15 protein-coding genes are annotated in these 20,392 nt (G+C 59.0%); 14 read left to right on the top strand and 1 reads right to left on the bottom strand.

Annotation, left to right across the window (positions count from 1 at the left end; all coding sequences use genetic code 11):
* The first annotated feature begins 77 nt into the window (after positions 1-77).
* The 5 genes from hydA to RRF56_RS26000 all read left to right on the top strand — a co-directional run bounded on the left by hydA (position 78) and on the right by RRF56_RS26000 (position 8,910).
* Entirely contained in the window at positions 78-1,511 is a 1,434-nt protein-coding gene (gene hydA, locus RRF56_RS26020) for a dihydropyrimidinase (protein ID WP_317036064.1), read from the top strand.
* Positions 1,512-1,526: 15 nt separating this feature from the next.
* Positions 1,527-3,083 (top strand): amidohydrolase family protein, encoded by a 1,557-nt coding sequence (locus RRF56_RS26015; RefSeq protein WP_317036063.1) that lies wholly within the window; start codon positions 1,527-1,529, stop codon positions 3,081-3,083.
* Between the two features lie 135 nt (positions 3,084-3,218).
* Positions 3,219-3,890 carry a TetR/AcrR family transcriptional regulator gene (locus tag RRF56_RS26010; protein ID WP_317036062.1) on the top strand — a complete coding sequence of 224 codons (672 nt, stop codon included), beginning with the start codon at positions 3,219-3,221 and terminating at the stop codon, positions 3,888-3,890.
* A gap of 221 nt (positions 3,891-4,111) precedes the next feature.
* Positions 4,112-5,698: an efflux RND transporter periplasmic adaptor subunit gene (locus RRF56_RS26005; protein WP_317036061.1), complete on the top strand. Its 1,587-nt coding sequence runs from the start codon at positions 4,112-4,114 to the stop codon at positions 5,696-5,698.
* A 2-nt stretch (positions 5,699-5,700) separates the two neighbouring features.
* The gene (locus RRF56_RS26000; RefSeq protein WP_317036060.1) at positions 5,701-8,910 is read left to right on the top strand and encodes an efflux RND transporter permease subunit; all 3,210 of its coding nucleotides are present in this window, start codon (positions 5,701-5,703) and stop codon (positions 8,908-8,910) included.
* A 62-nt stretch (positions 8,911-8,972) separates the two neighbouring features.
* Here RRF56_RS26000 and RRF56_RS25995 read toward each other — a convergent pair whose 3' ends face one another.
* A complete protein-coding gene (locus tag RRF56_RS25995; RefSeq protein WP_317036059.1) occupies positions 8,973-9,338 on the bottom strand; it encodes a hypothetical protein in 366 nt (121 codons plus the stop codon).
* 22 nt (positions 9,339-9,360) lie between these two features.
* Between RRF56_RS25995 and RRF56_RS25990 the strand changes: the two genes are divergently transcribed.
* From RRF56_RS25990 to RRF56_RS25950, 9 genes are all read left to right on the top strand, one after another.
* Positions 9,361-9,867 carry a 2'-5' RNA ligase family protein gene (locus RRF56_RS25990; protein WP_317036058.1) on the top strand — a complete coding sequence of 169 codons (507 nt, stop codon included), beginning with the start codon at positions 9,361-9,363 and terminating at the stop codon, positions 9,865-9,867.
* 411 nt (positions 9,868-10,278) lie between these two features.
* Positions 10,279-12,201, top strand: a complete 1,923-nt coding sequence (locus RRF56_RS25985; RefSeq protein ID WP_317036057.1) for a beta-ketoacyl-ACP synthase III — start codon at positions 10,279-10,281, stop codon at positions 12,199-12,201.
* Positions 12,202-12,212: 11 nt separating this feature from the next.
* Positions 12,213-13,148 carry a DUF6999 family protein gene (locus RRF56_RS25980; RefSeq protein ID WP_317036056.1) on the top strand — a complete coding sequence of 312 codons (936 nt, stop codon included), beginning with the start codon at positions 12,213-12,215 and terminating at the stop codon, positions 13,146-13,148.
* Positions 13,149-13,451: 303 nt separating this feature from the next.
* Positions 13,452-14,060 (top strand): hypothetical protein, encoded by a 609-nt coding sequence (locus tag RRF56_RS25975; RefSeq protein ID WP_317036055.1) that lies wholly within the window; start codon positions 13,452-13,454, stop codon positions 14,058-14,060.
* A 55-nt stretch (positions 14,061-14,115) separates the two neighbouring features.
* Positions 14,116-14,832 (top strand): iron-containing redox enzyme family protein, encoded by a 717-nt coding sequence (locus RRF56_RS25970; RefSeq protein ID WP_317036054.1) that lies wholly within the window; start codon positions 14,116-14,118, stop codon positions 14,830-14,832.
* A complete protein-coding gene (locus RRF56_RS25965) occupies positions 14,819-15,985 on the top strand; it encodes a mandelate racemase/muconate lactonizing enzyme family protein (RefSeq protein ID WP_317036053.1) in 1,167 nt (388 codons plus the stop codon). Before RRF56_RS25970 ends, RRF56_RS25965 begins: the two co-directional genes overlap by 14 nt.
* Before the next feature lie 4 nt (positions 15,986-15,989).
* Complete coding sequence (locus RRF56_RS25960) at positions 15,990-17,639, top strand: GH3 auxin-responsive promoter family protein (protein ID WP_317036052.1); 1,650 nt, start codon at positions 15,990-15,992, stop codon at positions 17,637-17,639.
* A complete protein-coding gene (locus RRF56_RS25955; protein WP_317036051.1) occupies positions 17,623-18,099 on the top strand; it encodes a hypothetical protein in 477 nt (158 codons plus the stop codon). The genes RRF56_RS25960 and RRF56_RS25955 overlap by 17 nt, the downstream gene beginning before the upstream one ends.
* Entirely contained in the window at positions 18,096-19,916 is a 1,821-nt protein-coding gene (locus RRF56_RS25950) for a CocE/NonD family hydrolase (RefSeq protein ID WP_317036050.1), read from the top strand. The genes RRF56_RS25955 and RRF56_RS25950 overlap by 4 nt, the downstream gene beginning before the upstream one ends.
* Positions 19,917-20,392 lie beyond the last annotated feature (476 nt).

Raw genomic sequence — 20,392 nt, 5'->3', positions numbered from 1 at the left:
TAGTCATAAAAATTAGAGCAGACTTGACCCAGTATGAAATCGGAGTATGGCCCAGCTCACCCTGAGGGTATCTTGACATGACAACTCTGGATCTGGTGATTCGCGGTGGCACTGTGGCCACGGCCACAGACATCATGCAATGCGACCTGGGCATTAAGGATGGCCGTATTGTGGCCCTGGCCGAGCATCTAGAGGGCGATCGGGTGATTGATGCGGCGGGGCAGTGGGTTTTGCCGGGCGGGGTAGACGCCCATTGCCACCTCGATCAGCCGATGTCCGATGGCTCGGTGATGGCCGATGATTTTTATACTGGCACCGTATCCGCCGCCTGTGGGGGCACCACCACGGTGATTCCCTTCGCCTGCCAGATGAAAGGCGGATCGCTCAAAGATGCCGTCGCCGACTACCACCAGCGGGCCGACGGTAAGCCGGTGATTGACTATGCCTTTCACTTAATCGTGTCAGACCCCACCCCGGAGGTGCTAGAGACCGAGCTGCCCCAACTGATTCAGATGGGGTATACCTCCTTCAAAATCTACATGACCTATGACGACCTCAAGCTCAACGATCGCCAGGTGCTCGATATACTCGCCCTGGCCCGGCAAGAGCAGGCTTTCGTCATGATCCATGCCGAAAATGCCGACTGCATTGGCTGGATGGTGCAGCAGCTAGAGCGCCTGGGCCGCCTAGCCCCCCGTTACCACGCCGCCTCTCGGCCCATGCTGGTTGAGCGAGAGGCCACCCACCGGGCGATCGCCCTGGCCGAGCTGGTGGATGTACCGATTTTGATTGTGCATGTGTCTGGGGCCGAGGCGATCGAGCAAATTCAGTGGGCTCAAAATCGCGGTCTGAGAATCTATGGCGAAACCTGCCCCCAGTACCTGTTTCTCACCGAGGAGGATTTGGGTGGCGAGCACGGGTTTGAGGGGGCCAAATGCATTTGTAGCCCTCCCCCTCGGGATAAAGCCAACCAGCAGGTCGTTTGGGATGGGCTGGTGAATGGAGTGTTTCAGGTGTTTTCCTCCGACCATGCCCCCTTTCGCTATGCCGACCCGTTGGGGAAGCAGATTCAGGGCACTCAGGCATCGTTCAAGTATGTGCCCAATGGCATACCGGGCATTGAGACTCGCCTGCCGCTGCTGTTTTCTGAGGGCGTCTTGCAGGAGCGGATTGATATCAACACCTTTGTCGCTCTCACCGCTACCAACCCGGCCAAGCTCTACGGGCTGTATCCTCGCAAAGGCACGATCGCCATTGGCAGCGATGCCGATGTGGTGATTTGGAACACCGATCAGTCGATCACCCTCACCAACGATCGCCTGCACCATAACGTTGACTACACCCCCTACGCGGGTATGACCCTGCAAGCCTGGCCCGAAGTGGTGCTCTCGCGGGGCGAGGTGGTCTATCAGCAGGGGCAGTTCACCGCCGCAGCTGGGCGGGGCGAGTTTTTAGCCTGCGATCGCCCCGCCTATGCCAAACCCTACCGCCGCGATCGCCCCGTTGTTTAAAGGTTTAATCGCTTTATGGCTGCAATTCAGTCTTCGAGCAATCTGGCTTCGGGCAACAAGTCTTCGGGCAACCAATCTCCGGGCAACCTGATCGTTAAAAACGCCCTGGTGTTGCCCTCCGCCCACGCTCCGGCGCTGCCCCACACCGATATTTTGATCGAGCAGGGGGTGATCACGGCCCTGGGGCCAGATCTGGCTCATCCCCCCGACTGTGCGGTGGTCGACGCCACCCATCGGCTGGTGGCCCCCGGTTTAATCAACGGCCATTTTCACTCCCATGAGCATTTCCACAAGGGTCGCTTCGACAATTTGCCCCTAGAACTGTGGATGCATTTTGTTCGCCCGCCGGTGCCACCCCCGGCCCTCACCCCTGACCAGGTCTACCTGCGGACGCTGATTGGCGCGATCGAAGCCCTGCGCACGGGCACTACCTTTGTGGTCGATGACGTAAACCAGGCCCCCCAGCTCTCGATCGATTGCATTGAGGCGGTGTTTCGCGCCTACGATGACATTGGTCTGCGGGCCTTAGTCAGCGTCAGCCTCTACGATTTACCCTTCTACCGGGCGGTGCCCTTCTTTGATGAGGAAATGCCCGCCGCCCAGCGTCAGGCCCTCGATCGCCAGGGAGCCCCCAACCGCGATCGCCAGCTAGACATTGCTCACCACCTGGCCAAAACCCGCCATCCCCGCCAGCATCGGGTCGGGTATGTAGTCGCCCCTTCGGCCCCCCAGCGCTGTACCGCTGCTTTTTTAAAGGAACTGGCCGCCCTGGCCGAAACCTACGACCTGCCGATGATTCTCCACCTGCTTGAAACCCGCTTGCAGGCGGTGACGGGTCAGCTGTTCTACCAGCGCTCTATGGTCGATTATTTAGACGATTTAGGGGTTTTGTCTGAGCGTCTGGCCCTTCAGCACTGCGTGTGGCTGACCCCTGATGATATTGAAACACTCAGCCGCTCGGGGGCCAGCGCCGTTTACAACCCGCTGTCTAACCTCAAGCTGGGCAGTGGGTCGATGCCCTTGCGATCCTTTCTCGCAGCCAATGTCAACGTGGCCCTGGCCAGCGATGGCTGCGGCTCCCGCGACAGCGTCAATATGCTCTCCGTCGTTCAGGCCGCCGCCCTGCTGAATAAGTCGCCCCACGACCCGCCCGAGCAATGGGTCTCGGCAGCAGAAGCGTTTCACTGCGGCACCGTTGGCGGGGCAAAAGCCTTTGGCCACGGTAGTGATCTGGGCAAAATCGCGGTGGGCTACCAGGCCGATCTGGTGGGCTATCGATGCGATCGCATGCCCTTTGTGCCGCTTAACCATCCGCTGCGACAGCTCACCTACGCTGAAACCGGCGGCTCGGTAGACTTAGTCATCGTCGATGGTGCTGTAGTGATGGAAAACAGCCGCCTTATTACCCTTGATGAGCCGCAGATCATTGAAAAAATCTGTGAGCTACACCGGCAGCTATTACCAAACCTCGAAGCCTCGGAAGCCACGGTAAAGGAGCTATTGCCCTACTACCGCCGCATCTACGATCGCTGCTTAGAACAAGACATTGATCCATATTATTCACAGAGATGACGGGCATCGCCTTAGCGTTATGAATAATGCAGGCTAAAGCATCGACCAAGTCGACAGCGGCGGGAATATTTGTTAGGGTGTGACTACCCAGTCATATGACCGATCAGTCACCCTGCGATTGTCGCTCTGCCGCCTATGCCCAACGCCACCTTTTTTAACCTACCCAATGCCAAGCGCCAGGGGATTGTCAATTGCGCGATCGCAGAATTTGCCAGCACGGACTACGACAGCGCCTCGATTTCTAACATCACCAAACAGGCCAAGATCGCCAAGGGAAGTTTTTACCAATATTTCGCTGACAAAAAAGACCTTTACCTGCATCTGATCGACCTGGCTACAGAGCAAAAAATCGCCTACTTCAAAGCCTCTCATCCCCCAGACTCGCAGCTTGGCTTCTTTGGCTATCTGCGCTGGCTGTTCAGTGCTAGCACCCAGTTTGACCTGGCCCACCCGGCCCTGAGCCAGATCGTCAACCGGGCCTTCTACGGCGACCTCTACTTCCGCGATGAGGTGCTGAAACGGACCCAGATCGCTTCCTTGGGCTACACCCGTGAGCTGGTCGAACAGGGGATTGCCCAGGGCGATATCGACCCCAGTATCGATACCGACTTTGCGGTATTTATGCTCAGCACCCTAGCTCACCGGCTACGAGACTTTATTCCCCAGCGGTTGGGCCTAACGCCAGAACAGCTGGCTCAAAGTCAGCTCTCCCAGGAGGATTGTGCTGCCATTGAGCAGACCTTTGACGATCTGGTGCGAGTGCTGGAGCACGGCTTGGGGCGATCGCCCAACCCGGCCCCCCACTAATACGTGACCAAGCTGATGTTGATGGGGGTGAGCTAGGGTTCACGGTTTCAGGTACACGGTTCACAGCTTGCCTTAAACCGCAGACCGTGAACCGTAAACCCCGCCGACCTGTCATCTTGCCGTAAACCGCAGACCGTAAACCGCATCCCCCTTTGCCTATGAGCCTCTGATTGTCAGAAGCTCACCGTTCGTCCTGTTCATATTTCTGCCCAGTGATTGCCATGGTTTCTCAACCCTATCCGTCCGACGCTACCGCCCCAGACTCGACAAAACTAGACTCGCCGCCGCTGGCTACGGCTGAGTCTCCCGGCTCTGCTCCCCCCGACTCCAGACCTGCTTCTAGTCCTGCATCTACACCGAATCGACAGTCCCGGCTTAGGCGCTTTTGGTGGCTGATTCCCCTGGTGGGGGTGGTGTTTACCGTGGGCGGTATTTCGGTGGTGCGTCTGCGAGATGCCGCCAGCGAAGCGGCGGTGGTGGCGGCCCCGGCACCTCTGACGGTGCAAACGGTGACCGCAGAGCGAGGCTCGATTCAGGCCTGGGTGTCGAGCGAGGGCACGGTGCAGGCGGTGCGGTTTAAGCACCTGGCCTTTGATGTCGATGGCGATATCACCTATTTGGCCAGCCGCGAGGGGCGCACCCTGCGGGCGGGCGACGCCGTGCGCCAGGGAGAACTGCTGGCCCAGATCGACGATCGCACCCTCCAGGCCGACATCAACCAGGCGGAGGCTCAGGTGAATGAAGCCCAGCGGCAGCGCGGGGCCGCGACCGCCAATGTGGCCCAGATGGAGTCGCAGGTGGCCTCGGCCCGAGCCCAGGTGGCCCAGGCCGAGGCCCAGGTAGCCCAGGCCCAAACAGCGCAAAATCTGGCCCAAACCGAATTGCAGCGGTATCAGCAGCTGTTTAGCCAGGGGGCAATTTCCGCCAGTGATCTCGACAATCGGCGCGGCACCGTACAGGATGCGGGTAGCCAGGCGGCAGCGGCCCAGGCTCAGGTGCAGACGGCCCAGGCCCAGGTCAGCACCGCCCAGGCCCAGGTGCAGTCGGCGCGGGAGCAGCTCCGGGCGACAGATTCGCAGATTGCCACCGCCCAGGCCCGGCTCAACCAGGCCCAGGTGACCCTCGAAGGCACGCGGCTCTACGCCCCCTTTGATGGCATTGTCGCCTACCTCAATATTCGCGAGAACGAGTACTACAGCCTCCAGGCGGTGTCGTCGCAGCTGGGCAACTACCAGGAGCTGCTGAGCCGGGTGCCGATTGTGGTGATTGACCCCAGCGAGTTTGAGGTGGTGGCCGACCTGTCGGCGGGTGTGGGCGATCGCATTCAGCCCGGCCAGACGGCCCTGGTGACCGCCAGCAATGGCACAGCCCTAACTCAATCCCAGGCCGGGGGTAGCCTGATCGACAGCGCCCAGGCCCAGGGCAGCATCTTTGCGGTGAATCCGGCGGTCAGCCCCGGCAACCGGGCGATTCAGGCGACGGCGCGGATGACCAGCGGCTCGGGTAATCTCCAGCACGGGGCCAGCGTCAATCTCTGGATTGCCGCCGCTGAGCAGGGCGATACCGTGGTGGTGCCGCTGAATGCGATCGCCTTTCGCGATCAGGGGGCCTACGTCTTTGTGGTCAACGAAGCGACTAGCACCGTCGAGCAGCGGCCCGTGGAGCTGGGCCTGGAAGGGTTTGACCAGCGGGAGGTTCTCAGCGGCCTGCAGGCCGGAGAACAGATCGTCACCGTGGGTCAAAACGGTCTGGCCGACGGGGCCACCGTGCGCGTGGTCGGCGATCGCGCCACTCAAGGAGGGCTGTAGCCATGGCTGCTCATAACATCCCCGTTCAGAACTCCGTCCCTGAACCTGACCCGGCTCCCCTGGGCCAACCGGCGGCGCAATCGAGTTCCCCGTTGACCCGCTTTTTCTTTCTGCGCACGGTGTTTGGCATTTTGCTGACCCTGCTGATGGTGTTTGGCGGGCTGCTGGCCTACGGCTCGATGGTCAAAGAGTCGAACCCGGATATTGCCCTGGCGATCGCCACCGTCACTACCACCTGGGGCGGCGCTGACCCCGAGACCATTGAGCAACAGGTCACCAACGAGCTAGAAAAAGAAATTCAGTCGGTGGAGGGGGTGAGTACCCTAGACAGCGCCTCCTTTAGCGGCTTTTCGCTGATCAATGTTGAATTTCGGGCCGATGCCGATGTCGATCAGTCGATTCAGCGGCTGCGAGAGGCCGTGTCTCGGGCCGAATCGAACCTGCCTCGGGAGGCCGATCAGCCCTCGGTGCAGGCGATCTCGGTGACCGATGCACCCATTCTCACCGTGGCCCTGTTTGGCGACCTCGACCCGGCCATTCTCAGTCAGGCGGCCCAGCGGCTGCAAGATCGGCTGGAGAAGGTGCCGGGGGTGACCGAGGTTGACCTGGGTGGTGCCCGCGACGAAGTCGTGCAGGTGCTGATGGACCCCAACCAGCTCACCAGTCTGGGCATTTCGCCGATGACCGTGGCGAATCGGCTGCGCACCGCCAACAGCGACATGCCATTAGACGACATTGAAAGCGATGCCATTGGCACCCAGGTGCGCTTTTACGGTCGGTTTCGGCAGCTAGAGGACTTGCAGAATCTGCCCATCACCCGACTCGATGGTCGCGTGGTGCGGCTCTCGGAGCTGGCCGACATTCGCCGCGAGCTAGAGCCAGAGACCAGTCTGGCGGCGATCAGCATCGCCGGGTCAGACTATACCTCGGTGGTCAGCGTCTCGATCAAGAAGGTGCCCGGGCAAGACACGATTCGGGTGATCGATAGCGTGCTGGCGGATCTAGAGGCCGCCCAGGGCGACCCGACCCTCTGGCCCCCCGGCATGGACTATGCGGTGACGGCGGACGACTCAGAGCTGATCTGGGAGCAGCTCGGCAACCTGTTTACCAATGCCATCCAGGCGATGATCGCGGTGTTTGCCGTGCTGTTTGTGGCTCTCTCCTGGCGGGAGGCGCTGATTGCCGGGCTATCGATTCCGCTGACCTTTTTAGGCACGCTGACGGTGCTGTGGCTGACGGGGTCAACCCTCAACAACATGGTGCTGATCGGCATGGTGCTGGCCCTGGGGATGCTGGTGGATGTGTTTATTTTGATGATGGAGGGGATGCATGAGGCGATCTTTGCCTCGGGGCTGAGCTTTAACCAGGCGGCCCTCAAGACGGTGAAAACCTACGCCGCCCCCGCCTTTGCCGGGCAGCTAACCACGATTTTGGCGATGACACCGCTGCTGGCCATCGGCGGCACCCTGGGCAAGTTCATTCGGCTGCTGCCGCTGACGGCGGTGATCTGCCTGCTGCTGAGCTTTGCGATCGCCCTGCTGATCGACATTCCCCTCTCCCGCTATCTGCTCGGCAACATCAAAGACCGCCGCAAGTCTCGGGTTGATCGCCTCAGCGAAACTGCCTCGGCCCGCTTCGTCCACTGGAGCCTGCGCTACACCGTGCGCAGCAAAACCACCGCCCGCGCCTGGACGCTGTTTGCCCTGACGTTGTTTGTCACCGCTACGCTGGCCTTTAGCCAAATTCCCACGGTGTTCTTTCCCGACGAAGACAGCGTCAAGCTGAGCATCAACGTCGAACTGCCGCCCAACACCACCCTGGCGGTGTCGCAAACCGTGGCCGACGATCTGGGGGAGACCCTGCGCCAAAAAGACTACTTCGACAACGTGATCAAATACGCGGGCCAGAGCAGCACCCTGGTCAGTACCGGTACCCTCCAGCCCACTACCGGCAGCTACCTGCTGGGGTTTTCTGGCATTTTGGTGCCCGAAGGCGATCGCAACCAAGTCTCCCAAGCCATCGCCAACGACCTGCGGGTTGAGCTAAACCAGTCCCTGGCCCAGTACCCTGGTGCCACCCTGCTGGTGAGCACCGAAAGCTCCACCGGGGCGGGCGACCCGATACAAATCGAAATTACCGGCAGCGATATGACCGAGCTGCGCCAGCTCTCCAACCAGGTGCAAAACCTGCTGCGGCAAGTGCCAGGGGCCACCGACGTGCGCGACAACCTGGGCAACCTCCAGTCTGACCTACGGCTGATTCCCCGGCGAGCAGAGCTAGATTTCTACGGTCTCAACGAAGACGAACTGGCCACCCAGGCCCGCTACTACATGACCGACACCGAAGTCGGCCAGTTTGTCATCGGCGGCAACCAGGACGATATCGACATTCGCCTAAGCACCGCCTGGCCCTCGCGCCAGGGCACCGTCGGCGGCCCCACCCGTCGCGATGAGCTGTCGCTGGTGCGCTTCTTTGGCAGCAACCCCGACCAGCCGGTGGTACCGGCGGGCGCGGTGGTAGAGGCGGTGCAGGGCCAATCGCCCCTGTCGATCACCCACCGGGGCGGTCAGCGCACGGTGACGGTGCTGGCCAAAAACACCAACCGCACGGTAGGCGAAATTCTCGCCGATGCCGAGCCGCTGCTGGCAGACAGCCAGGCCACCTGGCCCACGGGCTACAGCTACGCCTTTGCCGGCGAGGCCGAAGACCAGGCCGAAACCTTTGGCTCGGCGGGCCAGGCCCTGGTGCTGGCAATCTTCTTGGTGTTCGCCGTGCTGGTCTTACAGCTCAACTCCTTTAGCCAGCCGATCATTATTTTGATGACCATTCCCCTGGCGCTGATTGGCACCTTCGGCGGCTTTTTCCTGGCCTGGATTCCGTTTTCGTTCACGGCGTTTATCGGCATCATCGCCCTGGTGGGGATTGTGGTCAACAATGCGATCGTCATGGTAGACACCATGAATACCTACCGCCAGGACGGCATGACGGTGCAAAAAGCCGCCGCCCACGGCGTGTCCGATCGCCTGCGCCCGATTCTCACCACCAGCATCACCACGATCATTGGCCTGGTGCCCCTGGCCTTCAGCTCGCCCCGCTGGATGCCCCTCTGTAGCACCATCATCTTCGGCCTGATCGCCGCCACCGGCATTGCCCTGATCGTGATTCCCTGTCTGTATCTGCAGTTCACGCCCAAGCTGGAGGAGAGGGTCTGAGGGGTGAGGCGGTGCGATGGACCCGTGAACCCTTGCTACACCTGTGGCCCTATTGTCTAGCCCTAAGGCGTTTGCAAACGATCCGGTACGATGTCAATATCCGTGACCGAATAAGGTTGACCATTCAAGCACTTGCGAAACTCATCTCTTACCGTGAGGCCACTATGCCACGTGGTGTTAGCAACAGACTGACCATTTATTTTTACATCAAAGCTTTGAACGTCTTCCATCCCTGCTAATGCGGCATCAATAGTCGGCACAGCAAAAGCAATTACCCCAAAGGGAAGATTGGGCATTGCGTAATTAAAGGCCTTTACCGTAGCGGGGGGTTCATCATTTTGGGTCAGAGTAACTGTAATTGTCTCGACTGTTGTTGGACTCGGAATAGCTTCTGCTGCGAGAGCATTATTCCTCACCTCCCCATACATCGTTCTCTGTGTTCCTTAAATAATGAGTACTCCTCTGATTTTGACGCTGAAGTTAGACCAAACCACTTTCGAGCAAGTAAACAGGTTACGCCAGCAGTACTTTCCCCCAGAGCGGAATGTCGTCCCGGCCCACGTTATTCTGTTTCACCAGTTACCGGGCGATCAAGAATCGGCTATTTCTCACAGTTTGCAAACCCTGTGTGCTCAGACACGACACTTTCCTGTTTCCCTGCCCTCGCTCCAGTTTCTGGGCAACGGCGTCGCCATCAACGTGAGTTCCCCAGCGCTGATGCAATTACACAAAACCCTGGCGATCGCCTGGGACGCCTGGCTCATCCCTCAAGATCGCCAGGGCTACCGCCCGCACATCACAATTCAAAACAAAGTAGAACCCGCCACAGCCCGCCAGCTACACGCCGAACTGGACGCACAGTGGCAACCCATAACGGGATGGGGAGAAGGCCTGCTGTTGTGGTATTACCAACGAGGGCCGTGGGAGTTAGCCAAAGAATTTTGCTTTGCCCAATAGCGCTTGCCCCAGGTAGAGAATGACTGTCTAAGCCAATCGGAAGACAAGCAGAAAACCAAGGGGTTTATCCAGTAGTTTCTGCCAAGCTGAGGATCGCGGCCAGGGAAAACGAAGGACCGACCCACGAAGAAGGGCACCTTCACGAGGTAGGACAGATCGGTTCGACAGCCCCGCAAGTGTCACAGCCAACTGTCATACAAGCCAAAGAACGCTTAATTTCGTAACCAAGGGCATTGATAGCCATAGTCACTTGGGTTAGGACATCCAGAAACCCTAGAAACGTTCGAATGTTCAAACGTTCTTAGGAGACATGTCTTAACCGAACTGGCTACAGCTATAAAACAAGGATTGGCCTTTTCGCGACGACGGCTTGTTTTGCGGCTTGCTACTCTCTTTTCTTTGGTTTTTCCCATGTCACAGACCTACATCACCCACCTCGGCAAGTTTTTGCCGGGGGAACCGATTGACAACGACCAGATGGAAGCCTACCTCGGCTTAATCAACGGCAAGCCCTCCAAGGTTAAGCGCCGGATTTTGGCCAGCAACGGCATTCGCCAACGCCACTACGCCCTCGACCAGCAGCAGCAAACCACCCATCGCAACCATCAAATGGCGGCAGCGGCAGTGCGGAATGCCCTAGATAACGCCCACCTAGATCCGGCAATGGTAGATTTGCTTTGTGCTGCTACCACCTGGCCCGACTTACTAGTACCGGGCTTTGCCAGCATGGTGCATGGAGAACTGCCAGAGTTTTCGCCCCTAGAAGCCACCAGCCATCAAGGGGTGTGCTGTGCCGGGGTAGCAGCACTGAAATATGCAGCGGCTCAGATCAGCCAGGGCCAAAAGCGCTGCGCCGTGGCGGTGGCATCGGAGTCGGCTTCGCGCCTGTTCAAGCACACCCAGTTTGAATCCCAGCCCGATATCCGGGCGGGTAAGGCTATGCCCTTTGACACTGAGTTTCTGCGCTGGATGCTGTCGGATGGGGCCGGAGCTATGGTGCTGCGAAATCGTCCCAATACTGAGGGCCTCAGCCTGCGACTGGACTGGATTGAGCTGGTATCCCACGCTAATTCCCATCCGGTGTGCATGTATGCCGGGGTAGACAGCGCCCAGGGAACCCAAAGCTGGATGGACTACCCTAGTGTGGCCGATGCGGCAGCGGCGGGGGCAACCCACCTACGGCAAAATATTCGGTTGCTAGACCAGGTGGTGCAACTGGGGGTGGAAGGCTGGCTGCGGCTAATTGAAGCGGGGCGAATTCACCCGGCGGACATTGACTGGTTGCTGTGCCACTATTCCTCTCACTTTTTCCGCAGTCAGATTGTGGAGTTGCTGGAAAAGGCCAACGCCATGATTCCCGAGGAGCGCTGGTTCACGAACCTCTACACCAAGGGCAATACCGGCTGTGCCTCAATTTATTTAATGCTGGAAGAACTGTTCCACAGCGGCAAGCTCCAACCGGGACAGACGATCTTTTGCTTTGTGCCCGAGAGTGGCCGCTTCACCACGGCCTATCTCAAGCTGACAGTCGTGGATGGGACGGCGGCAGCACCGTCAGTTTTCGCTGCTCACCCGGCGCTTGAGCATTCAGGGGAGGACCTTGGCTCGCAGGCTGGGGTAAAGCCAAATTTGGAGACTGGTGAGTGGGGGTTAACTGATGCATCAGCGACCCCAGCTGGGTCAGATATTCATGCCGAACTGCTACGACAGTTAACGCTGACTTGGCTGGAGTTTGAGCGTCAGTTGCAGTCAGTGCCGTTAATTCGTCAGCTAAATCGCGGTGAGTTTACCCTCGACAGCTACCAGGCGCTGCTGCGGAATTTGCGGCCTCAGGTGGTGGAAGGGGCGCGCTGGATTGCTCGGGCGGCGTCGAATATGGAGAATTTTCAGGTGCGATCGCACTTTATTGGCCATGCACAGGCAGAGCACCGGGATTTTCAGATGCTAGAGCATAACTATGTAGCCGTGGGGGGTACCTTAACAGATATCGTCAATGCTGAGCAAAATCTGGGCAGCGAGGCCCTATCTGCGTTCATTTTTCACCGAGCGTCTCAGTTAAATCCGGTGGATTTAATCGGCAGCATGTTCATTATTGAGGGTTTGGGCAGCCGCTTGGCAAGACGATGGGCAGAGCAAATTCAGCAGCAGTTGAAGCTCACAAGGGATCAGGTTTCTTTTTTGGCCTATCACAGCGAGAACGACGACAGCCATACGGATAAGCTCAACGCGATCTTTCAGGCAGAGTGGATTACGGCTGAGATTGCTGCTCGAATTGTGAAAACAGCTCAGGTTACGGCGCGGCTCTATCGGCTCCAACTTGAAGAAATTGATTGATTCATTTACCCATGACTTTCTATCAACCTCAACCTTATAACCGCCTCGATCCTGACGGGTGGGATGTACTGTATCTTGATCAAGCGATTCCGCTCGACCCAATTGCCAAAGGCCATATGGTCAATGACTTGCGTAGTTTTAGCCGAGTCTATTTGCTCAACCCAATTCGGCTCATTGCTAATCTGCTGCTAGGGCTAATTTTGATTTTAAAACGGCTGATTCCCTTTGAGTTCAAAGCCTACGGCCTCATGCACCGGAGCGCAGCTTGGTTTCTCAAAACCTGGGTGCAGCCAGAAGCCTGCTATCTGATTGTGCGGCACCTGGGGCTAGGCTCTAATGTGGTTAATTTTCTAATCGACAATGGCCCCGATCGCACCATTCCTAAGTCTCAGCTATATCCCCAGACTGTGGCAGATTTGGCCAATAATGCCTTCCTTGAACATGATTTGATTCTGTATAACTTTGTCTACGACTATTATCAGGCCCAAGCCCACAACCCAGACTGGATTGCCCAGGTGCAGCAGCGAGGAGTTTGCTTCGACAGCATTCAGCCGGTGCAGCCTCAGATCGACTTCACCCGCCGCTGGCACCAAATTTTAGACCTAGAATCTGCGATTGAGCTATTCAAGGTGTTTTACTCCCTGTGTTTGACTACTAAAGAGTTTGAACGGGCGGTGCTGTCTCTACAATTCGACGAAAACTTTGGCTGCTATGTCAGCGCGATTACCGGCGACTATCGCTGGAATCCTGTGATTAGCAACCGCCACCCATTGGCCCCCAATAGTCCATTTTCAGCAGCTCGGGCGCTGCTGCTCCATGGCTTAACTACGGAGTACTTACACCGCTACCTAGAGCTAGCGGCGGCCCAAGCCCAGGGAAGGCAAGATCAAGCAGCGCTGGAGACGCTCCCTAATGCGCCATCTGCGATCGCCCTCGATCTGCCATAACCTAGACCATGAGCACGGGGCAACTGCCGCCAATAGGAGGTTTTGCTGATAACAATACACCTCTGGCTTAAAACTGCAACAGGTTAGGGTATTAGAAGTAGCCACGCCTAAAAAAGCCGACACCAATGAAATCGCCGAGTCTGCTAATGGCAGATTGCTACTGGAATTAAACTATCCAGATTCTTTCGTAGGTAATCCCTGTGCTGCGGGCAATTGGGTCATGGATAAATGGGCAATCTCCGGAATTAGCTTCCCTTAGCTTGAAGTAGATCTTGGTCTTTACTCCTGAGCCTGCCGCCTGCCATGAGAACACCGAAGGTCTACTCCATTGCCAGCTTTGCAGTCACCAGCCTTGCAGTCATCCTTGTTGCCGCCCTGGGCCAGACGGCTGAGAGCCAGAATGATAGAGCGGCTCAGGCTAAGCTTTCCCCCCAGCAGGTTGCATCACTCCAGTATGCAGGCATTCCCGTGGCGGTGCCCACCGAGGTTCCCCCTGGCTTTGAGGCCACCAGTCTAGATGTTACGCCCGTCGTTTCAGACGACGCGTTCTCTGGTGGGTATGTGATTGGCTACCGTCATGTTGACCCCAACACCGGCAATCAGATCTGCTTTGAAGTCGAAGCCGCGATGGGGGGCTTTGGCGGCCCGGTGCCTGAACATCAAACAGATGCCCTGCTCCCCGCCTTCACTCAGCCCCTAGAAGACATGGAAGACTACACCTATCAGCTGTTTTGGAGCGACGGCGGCAACGAGCTAGAGGGCTTTCCAGAGCCCATTCTGTTCTCAGACTGGATTAGGGGCGATCGCGCCTACTACCGAGTGGCCAGTCTGACCCTCGACGACCCAGGCTGCACCAGGCTTGCCCCAGAGACAGCGAACGAAGTCCTAGGGTCTCTGCAATACCTCGAATAGCTTCAAGGCTGTGACAAAGCTCGGTTTTGATGCCCCCTAGTAAGAAAGGTTTACGATGGCGCAGGCGATTCGTTCCTTAATTGAAACCCAATATGCAGACCAGGTGCAGGCCTTTGCAGACTCCCCCTGGTTTCAGCGTCTGGAGCAGGGGCAGGCCTCCCGGCAAGAGTACGATGCCTTTATCGTTAACCTCTGCCAAACTCACCTGAAGAGTCCGCAGATTTTGGCCTTTCTCTATGCGGTGGCCCCGCCCGAGGCTGCGCCCCAGATCAAACACAATTTGCTGGAAGAACTGGGGCTAGATCAGGTGGCGATCTGCCACCCCGATCTGCTGTATCAACTGGCGACGGCGGCGGGGTTTGATCGCGATCGCCAGACGAGTTTAGCTGAGGCGGCCCAGGCCCAAATTCGCCAGCTCTGTACCGATCCGCTGCTGTTTGGCACCATGCAGGAGCTGGGGCTGTCGGTGCTTTTAGAGGTGACCTGCTTTGAGTGGATGCTTTCTCGTCTGGCCAGCCGAATCGGTAAAGCCTTGAAGGTTCATCGCAGCCTGCCCTCGGAAAGTCTGGTCTGGTTTGACCACCATTCTGAGGTCGATATTCGCCACGCCGAGGAGGGGTTGGATAGCGTTGAACAATACCTGGCCTACTACGAAATCGATGCCGAGGATCTAGAGACGATTCTCGACATTACCTTCCGCGAAAACATTTTTGTTAAGCGCTACTTCGCCGACCTGCCCGCGATCGCTGGAGCTGCCCATGAAAATCGTTGAGGCCAGCCTATTTGCCCTGCAGATTCCCTTTGTGGAAGCCTTTGCCCACAGCGTGCGATCGCGTAGCAGCTCAGATTCCATTGTGGTGCGGCTGCGGGCCGAGGACGGCACCGTTGGCTACGGCGAGGCGGTAGCTCGACCCTACGTCACCGGGGAGACGGTGGCGGGCTGTTTGCAGTTTATGGAAAGCATCCTGTGGCCTGCGGTGCAAGCCGCTGACTATGTCCTCTGGGAAGGGCAGGATGCGATCGCCTGGCTAGAGTCGCTGACTCTACCGACAGAAGATTCTGCGGAAGCCGATACCGGCGTGGTGGCCTGGAATGCGGCGCGCTGCGGCTTTGAGCTAGCCCTGGTCGATTGTCTGCTCAAATCAGCCGGGGTTTCGCTGGGGGAACTCTTGCCGCCTCGGCACCCGGTGACCTACAGCGGCGTGATCACAGCCAGCAGCATTGAGGGCGCGGTGAAGCACGCCAAGCGCTTTAAGCAGTTTGCCCTACCCCATATCAAGGTGAAGATCACCGGAGAGGCCGATCGCGAGCGGCTGGCGGCAATTCGCACGGCGGTGGGGCCAGCGGTGTCGCTGCGGGTGGATGGCAATGGGGCCTATGGCGTGGCGGAGGCGATCGCCACCTGCGAGGCCCTGGCCGAATTCCAGGTCGACAGCGCCGAGCAAATGATTCCGCGCGGCGACCCCCAAGCGTTAGCGACGGTGCAGGCGGCTACCGCCATTCCTCAAATGGCCGATGAATCGCTGATTACCCTGGCCGATGCCCAGGCGCTGATTGCGGCCAGAGCCTGCCGAGGCTTTAATCTGCGGCTGTCGAAATGTGGGGGGCTGGGGTCAACGCTAGCGATTGCTGCCCTTGCTCAATCCGCTGGCATTCAAATGCAGGTGGGCTGCCAGGTGGGCGAGACAGCAATTCTCTCCGCCGCTGGGCGACATTTGGCGGCCCATTTGCCCGAGATCAGCTTTTGCGAAGGCTCCTACGGTAGCCTGCTCTTGCGCGAAGATCTCAGCCGTCGCCCCATCCACTTTGGCCACCAGGGGCTGGCGAAACCGCTGAAGGGGCCAGGGCTGGGGGTCGAAATTCAGGATGATCTGCTGGAAAAATACGCCCAGCAAACTGTTTCACTCTCAGCTAAGGCAGTGTGACGCCATGGCCAACCTGTACACCCTCGGGCTGCGCTGGCAGGGGCGAGCCTTGAAAGAACAGCTAGAGGCCGCCACCCAGGAGCCGGAGCTGGCCCAGCAGCGGCTCTTGCGCCAGTTGCTCCGCCGCCATAGCGACACTCAGTTTGGTCGCGAGCACCGCTTTGATCACATTCGCACCCCGCTCGACTACCGCCGGGCGGTGCCCATCCGCGACTATGAGGGCTTTCGGCCCTACGTGCAGCAAATGATGGCGGGCCGGGAGAAGATCTTGGTGAATGAGCCGGTGCGGATGTTTACCACGACCAGTGGCACCACCGGGCAACCCAAATATATTCCCGTCACCGCCGGGGTAGAGCGGGGCGGGGCGCGACTGATGCGGCAGTGGCTCTACCGCATTCTGCAAGACCACCCGACGTTTTTGAATGGGGCGGTGGTGGGTATCGTCAGCCCGGCGATCGAGGGCTACACCCCCGGCGGCATTCCCTACGGCAGCCTGTCGGGACGCATCTACCAGCAGATTCCGGCTTTGATTCGGCGTACCTACGCCATCCCCTACCCGGTGTTTGAGATTGCTGACTACGATCGCCGTTACTGGGCGATCGCCCGCTACGCCTTGGCACGACAGGTGTCATTTCTCTGTACGCCCAACCCCAGCACCCTCAAGCGGCTGGCCACGGTGATGACTGACCAGGCAGAATCCTTAATCCGAGCGATTCATGACGGCACAAGCGGCGAGGGGTTGTCCGTTCAGCGCCCCCAGCCCGAGCGGGCTAAACAGCTAGAGCAGATCTTCCACACCACCGGGGCGCTGCGGCCCCAAGACTGCTGGCCCCACCTGGCCCTGCTGGGCTGCTGGACGGGCGGCTCGGTGGGGGCACAGGCCCGCCAGCTCACCGCTGACTATGGTCCCCTGCCGATTCGCGATCTGGGCTATTTGGCCAGTGAGGCCCGCATCACCCTGCCCTACCAGAACGACACCCCCGCTGGCCTGCTCGATCTGACCCTGAATGTTTACGAGTTCATTCCCGAAGACTGCGCTGAGATGGCCGACCCGCCGATTTTGCTCAGCCATGAGCTAGAGCAGGGGCAGTGCTACCAGGTTTTATTGACCACCCCCAGCGGTCTCTATCGCTATCACATCAACGATGTGGTGGAGGTGACGGGGTTCTACCACCGATCGCCCCTGGTTGCCTTTTTACGCAAGGGCCGCGACATGAGCAACTTGACCGGGGAGAAGCTGCATGTGAACCATGTGCTGGCCGCGATCGCCGCTCTGCAATGCCAGTTTCACCAGCCCATCGGCCCCTACCGCCTAGTAGCCAATGCCCAGGCCATGCGCTACGAGCTTTACTGGGAAGCGGCGGACATCCCCAGCCAGGACTGGGTTCAACAACTGCTGTCGGCCCTGGATACAGCCCTGGCTGAGAACAACACCGAATACGCCCAAAAACGTGCCTCGCAACGGTTACATCTCCCCTGTCTCCATTGCATGAAACCAGGCTGGGCAGAGGCGACCCAGCGTCGGGCGATCGCCCAGGGCCAGCGGGAAGTGCAGTACAAATGGCCGGTGCTCACCCAGCAGCCCCTGCCGCTGGATACTGAGGCGATCGCGCAAACCTATGAGCTGACGCTGCCCTATGCCCACCCCCACTGATGGTCTCTGGCGGAATGGGTTGTGGCCGAGTCGGCATCCGGTGGCCTGGCTGTGGGGGCTAACTCTGCTGTTTTTGCTGCGAGTGCTGGGCCAGGTGCTGGTGGCCTGCTGCCAGGTGCCCTTTTTGCCCCCTATGCCCCACTGGTATTCGGGCCTGCTGCCCTACCCGCTGCTGTTGCCCAGCCAGTTACTGATTTTGGTGCTCCAGGTCAAAATTAACCGCGACCTGGCCCAGGGGCGGGGCTGGTTTCAGCGGCCTCGTCCCCGTCTGGGTAAAGCGCTTCAGTACTTTAGCTACGGCTACGCCGGGGTGATGGTGATTCGCTACGGCCTCACTATGAGCCTCTATCCAGAACGCCGCTGGCTGGGGGAAGGCACTATTCCCATCGTGTTTCACTGGGTGCTGGCCACCTATCTCTGGCTCTGGGGCTGGGGCCATCACCGGGGGAGGCAGCTATGAGGGTAGGGATCTTTCGCCATTGCGCTCGACTGTTTGCTCACAAGCGGGTCTGGCTGTTGTTGTTGGCGGGGGTGACGGCGCTGCTGCTGTTGCTGGTGGGGCGGGGCAGTGCGATCGCCGCCGCCTGGCTGGGCTACCAGCTCGACTATCTGCCCGCTAGCTACAGCGTTCACCTAGAACGCCGGGTGACTGTAACCGCCCCCGATGGCACAGCCCTGGTGGCCGATGTCTACCATCCCCGCACCGCTGCCCCGACCCCGACCATTCTGGTACGCATTCCCTATTCCAAACAGCTCAAACACATCCTGTTTGCCCGCACCGTGGGCCATCTCTGGGCCAGCCACGGCTACACCACGGTGATTCAGGGCACCCGAGGCCGGTACGAGTCGGGCGGCAGCTACGATCCGCCCTTTTTGAACGAGGGCCAGGATGGCCGGGCCACGCTGGAGTGGATCGCCCAGCAGCCCTGGTACAACGGGCAGATCGGCATGTGGGGCGGTTCCTACTTTGGCTATACCCAGTGGGTGCTGGCCGACGCGCTCAATCCGGGGTTGTCGGCGCTGATTCCGCAGATTTGCAGCACCGACTTTTACCGCATGTTCTACCCCGGCGGTGCATTTTCCCTAGAAAGTGCCCTCTACTGGGCAACCCTCAGCTACGGCCCCCGCGATATCCCCCTGCCCCAGGATCAGCTCCAGCGGGGTTTTGAGGGGTGGCCCCTGCTAGAGGCCGACAACCGAGCGGTGCAGAATATTCCGTTTTTTGACACCTGGGCCAGTCACACCGATCGCGATCGCTACTGGCAGTCGGTCGATGGCACGGATCGCGCTCGCCAGCTTCAGGCCCCGGCCCTGCTGATGGCGGGCTGGTACGATCCGTTTTTGCCCACCCAGCTGGCCGATTTTGAGCAGATTCGCGCCAGTGCAGCCCCTCCGGTGGCCGAGGCCACCCGCCTGATCGTCGGCCCCTGGACCCACGCCAATACCGTCACCTTCCCCGACGGCAGCCGCCCCCGCAACTACCGCTTTGAGAGCATTGGCCCCAGCCTGCCCTGGTTTGATCAGCAGCTCAAGGGCAACCCCAAGACGGCCTACCCCGACCCGGTGTTGATCTACGTCATGGGCGCTAACACCTGGCGCGGCGAATCGGCCTGGCCTCTGCCCCGCACCCGCTATACGCCCTACTACCTGCACAGCCACGGTCGGGCGAATACCCTCCACGGCGACGGCGTTCTAAGTTTGGAGATGCCGGGGAAAGATGAAGTGAGCGATCGCTTCATCTACGACCCGCAAAACCCGGTGCCCAGCGCTGGAGGCACCATGCTGGGGCCACACGCAGGCATCCAACCCCAAAATGCAGTGGAACAGCGGGAGGATGTGCTGGTCTATACCACCCCGCCCCTGACCGACGCGATCGAAGTGACGGGGCCAGTGCAGCTGCAACTCCAGGTTTCGACCACAGCTCCCCACACCGATTTCACCGCCAAACTAGTGGATGTCTACCCTGATGGCAGGGCTTACAACGTCTCTGAAGGGATTCTGCGGCGGGGCTACGGCAGCGCCAATAATCCGCTGGCCGACCCTCAGGCACCTACCGAAATCACGATCGATCTCTGGCCCACCAGCCAGGTCTTTTTTCCGGGCCATCGTCTTCGTCTAGAGGTCTCCAGCAGCAGCTATCCCCGCTTTGACCGCAACCCCAACACAGGCCGCAACATCCCCACCGAGCGCCAGCCCGTCACCGCAACCCAGACGGTTTACCACCACGCCGCCGCTGTCTCCCAGCTGATTCTGCCGATTATTCCAGCGAACGAGTAATATCAAGTCCGCTTAAATGCTCCTAATCTGTCATTCCCACGGAAGTGGGAATCCACTATAGCTGTAGCCAGGCCGGTTCAGACATTTCCCCTAAGAACGTTTGAACGTTCGAACGTTTCTAGGGTTCTGGATGTCCTAACCCAGGTGACTATAGCTATAACTCCTAACCTGACTAGCCGTTGACCAAGCTGATTGTGACAAGCTCTAAACGGTGCGGGAGACAGGTTCTCGGTCTCTCTGCAAACTCCATTCGGTATTAGTGGATCGCAGCCTGCGATCGCCCTCTTATCCTCGAGAACATACCTTGCAAGGCAGTAATTCAGATGGATTACTGCCCCGCGCCTTCGCGAGGACAGGCTCTAGGCGGGAGGAACAGGCAGGGATCGTTGCGGTAAACCGCCTTAATGATGCCGGGCATGGTTCGCTCTACCACGGAAGATAGAAATTGACACCACATCCTTGGCAAAACGTTACAT

The sequence above is a fragment of the Nodosilinea sp. E11 genome (genome assembly GCF_032813545.1).
Classification (GTDB): Bacteria; Cyanobacteriota; Cyanobacteriia; order Phormidesmidales; family Phormidesmidaceae; genus Nodosilinea.
This window is presented reverse-complemented; position numbering and strand designations above follow the sequence as displayed.

Bases quoted from the DNA above. Each gene is read 5' to 3' on its own strand.
- hydA (WP_317036064.1), top strand. From the start codon at position 78: ATGACAACTCTGGATCTGGTGATTCGCGGTGGCACTGTGGCCACGGCC.
- RRF56_RS26015 (WP_317036063.1), top strand. From the start codon at position 1,527: ATGGCTGCAATTCAGTCTTCGAGCAATCTGGCTTCGGGCAACAAGTCT.
- RRF56_RS26010 (WP_317036062.1), top strand. From the start codon at position 3,219: ATGCCCAACGCCACCTTTTTTAACCTACCCAATGCCAAGCGCCAGGGG.
- RRF56_RS26005 (WP_317036061.1), top strand. From the start codon at position 4,112: ATGGTTTCTCAACCCTATCCGTCCGACGCTACCGCCCCAGACTCGACA.
- RRF56_RS26000 (WP_317036060.1), top strand. From the start codon at position 5,701: ATGGCTGCTCATAACATCCCCGTTCAGAACTCCGTCCCTGAACCTGAC.
- RRF56_RS25995 (WP_317036059.1), bottom strand. From the start codon at position 9,338: ATGTATGGGGAGGTGAGGAATAATGCTCTCGCAGCAGAAGCTATTCCG.
- RRF56_RS25990 (WP_317036058.1), top strand. From the start codon at position 9,361: ATGAGTACTCCTCTGATTTTGACGCTGAAGTTAGACCAAACCACTTTC.
- RRF56_RS25985 (WP_317036057.1), top strand. From the start codon at position 10,279: ATGTCACAGACCTACATCACCCACCTCGGCAAGTTTTTGCCGGGGGAA.
- RRF56_RS25980 (WP_317036056.1), top strand. From the start codon at position 12,213: ATGACTTTCTATCAACCTCAACCTTATAACCGCCTCGATCCTGACGGG.
- RRF56_RS25975 (WP_317036055.1), top strand. From the start codon at position 13,452: ATGAGAACACCGAAGGTCTACTCCATTGCCAGCTTTGCAGTCACCAGC.
- RRF56_RS25970 (WP_317036054.1), top strand. From the start codon at position 14,116: ATGGCGCAGGCGATTCGTTCCTTAATTGAAACCCAATATGCAGACCAG.
- RRF56_RS25965 (WP_317036053.1), top strand. From the start codon at position 14,819: ATGAAAATCGTTGAGGCCAGCCTATTTGCCCTGCAGATTCCCTTTGTG.
- RRF56_RS25960 (WP_317036052.1), top strand. From the start codon at position 15,990: ATGGCCAACCTGTACACCCTCGGGCTGCGCTGGCAGGGGCGAGCCTTG.
- RRF56_RS25955 (WP_317036051.1), top strand. From the start codon at position 17,623: ATGCCCACCCCCACTGATGGTCTCTGGCGGAATGGGTTGTGGCCGAGT.
- RRF56_RS25950 (WP_317036050.1), top strand. From the start codon at position 18,096: ATGAGGGTAGGGATCTTTCGCCATTGCGCTCGACTGTTTGCTCACAAG.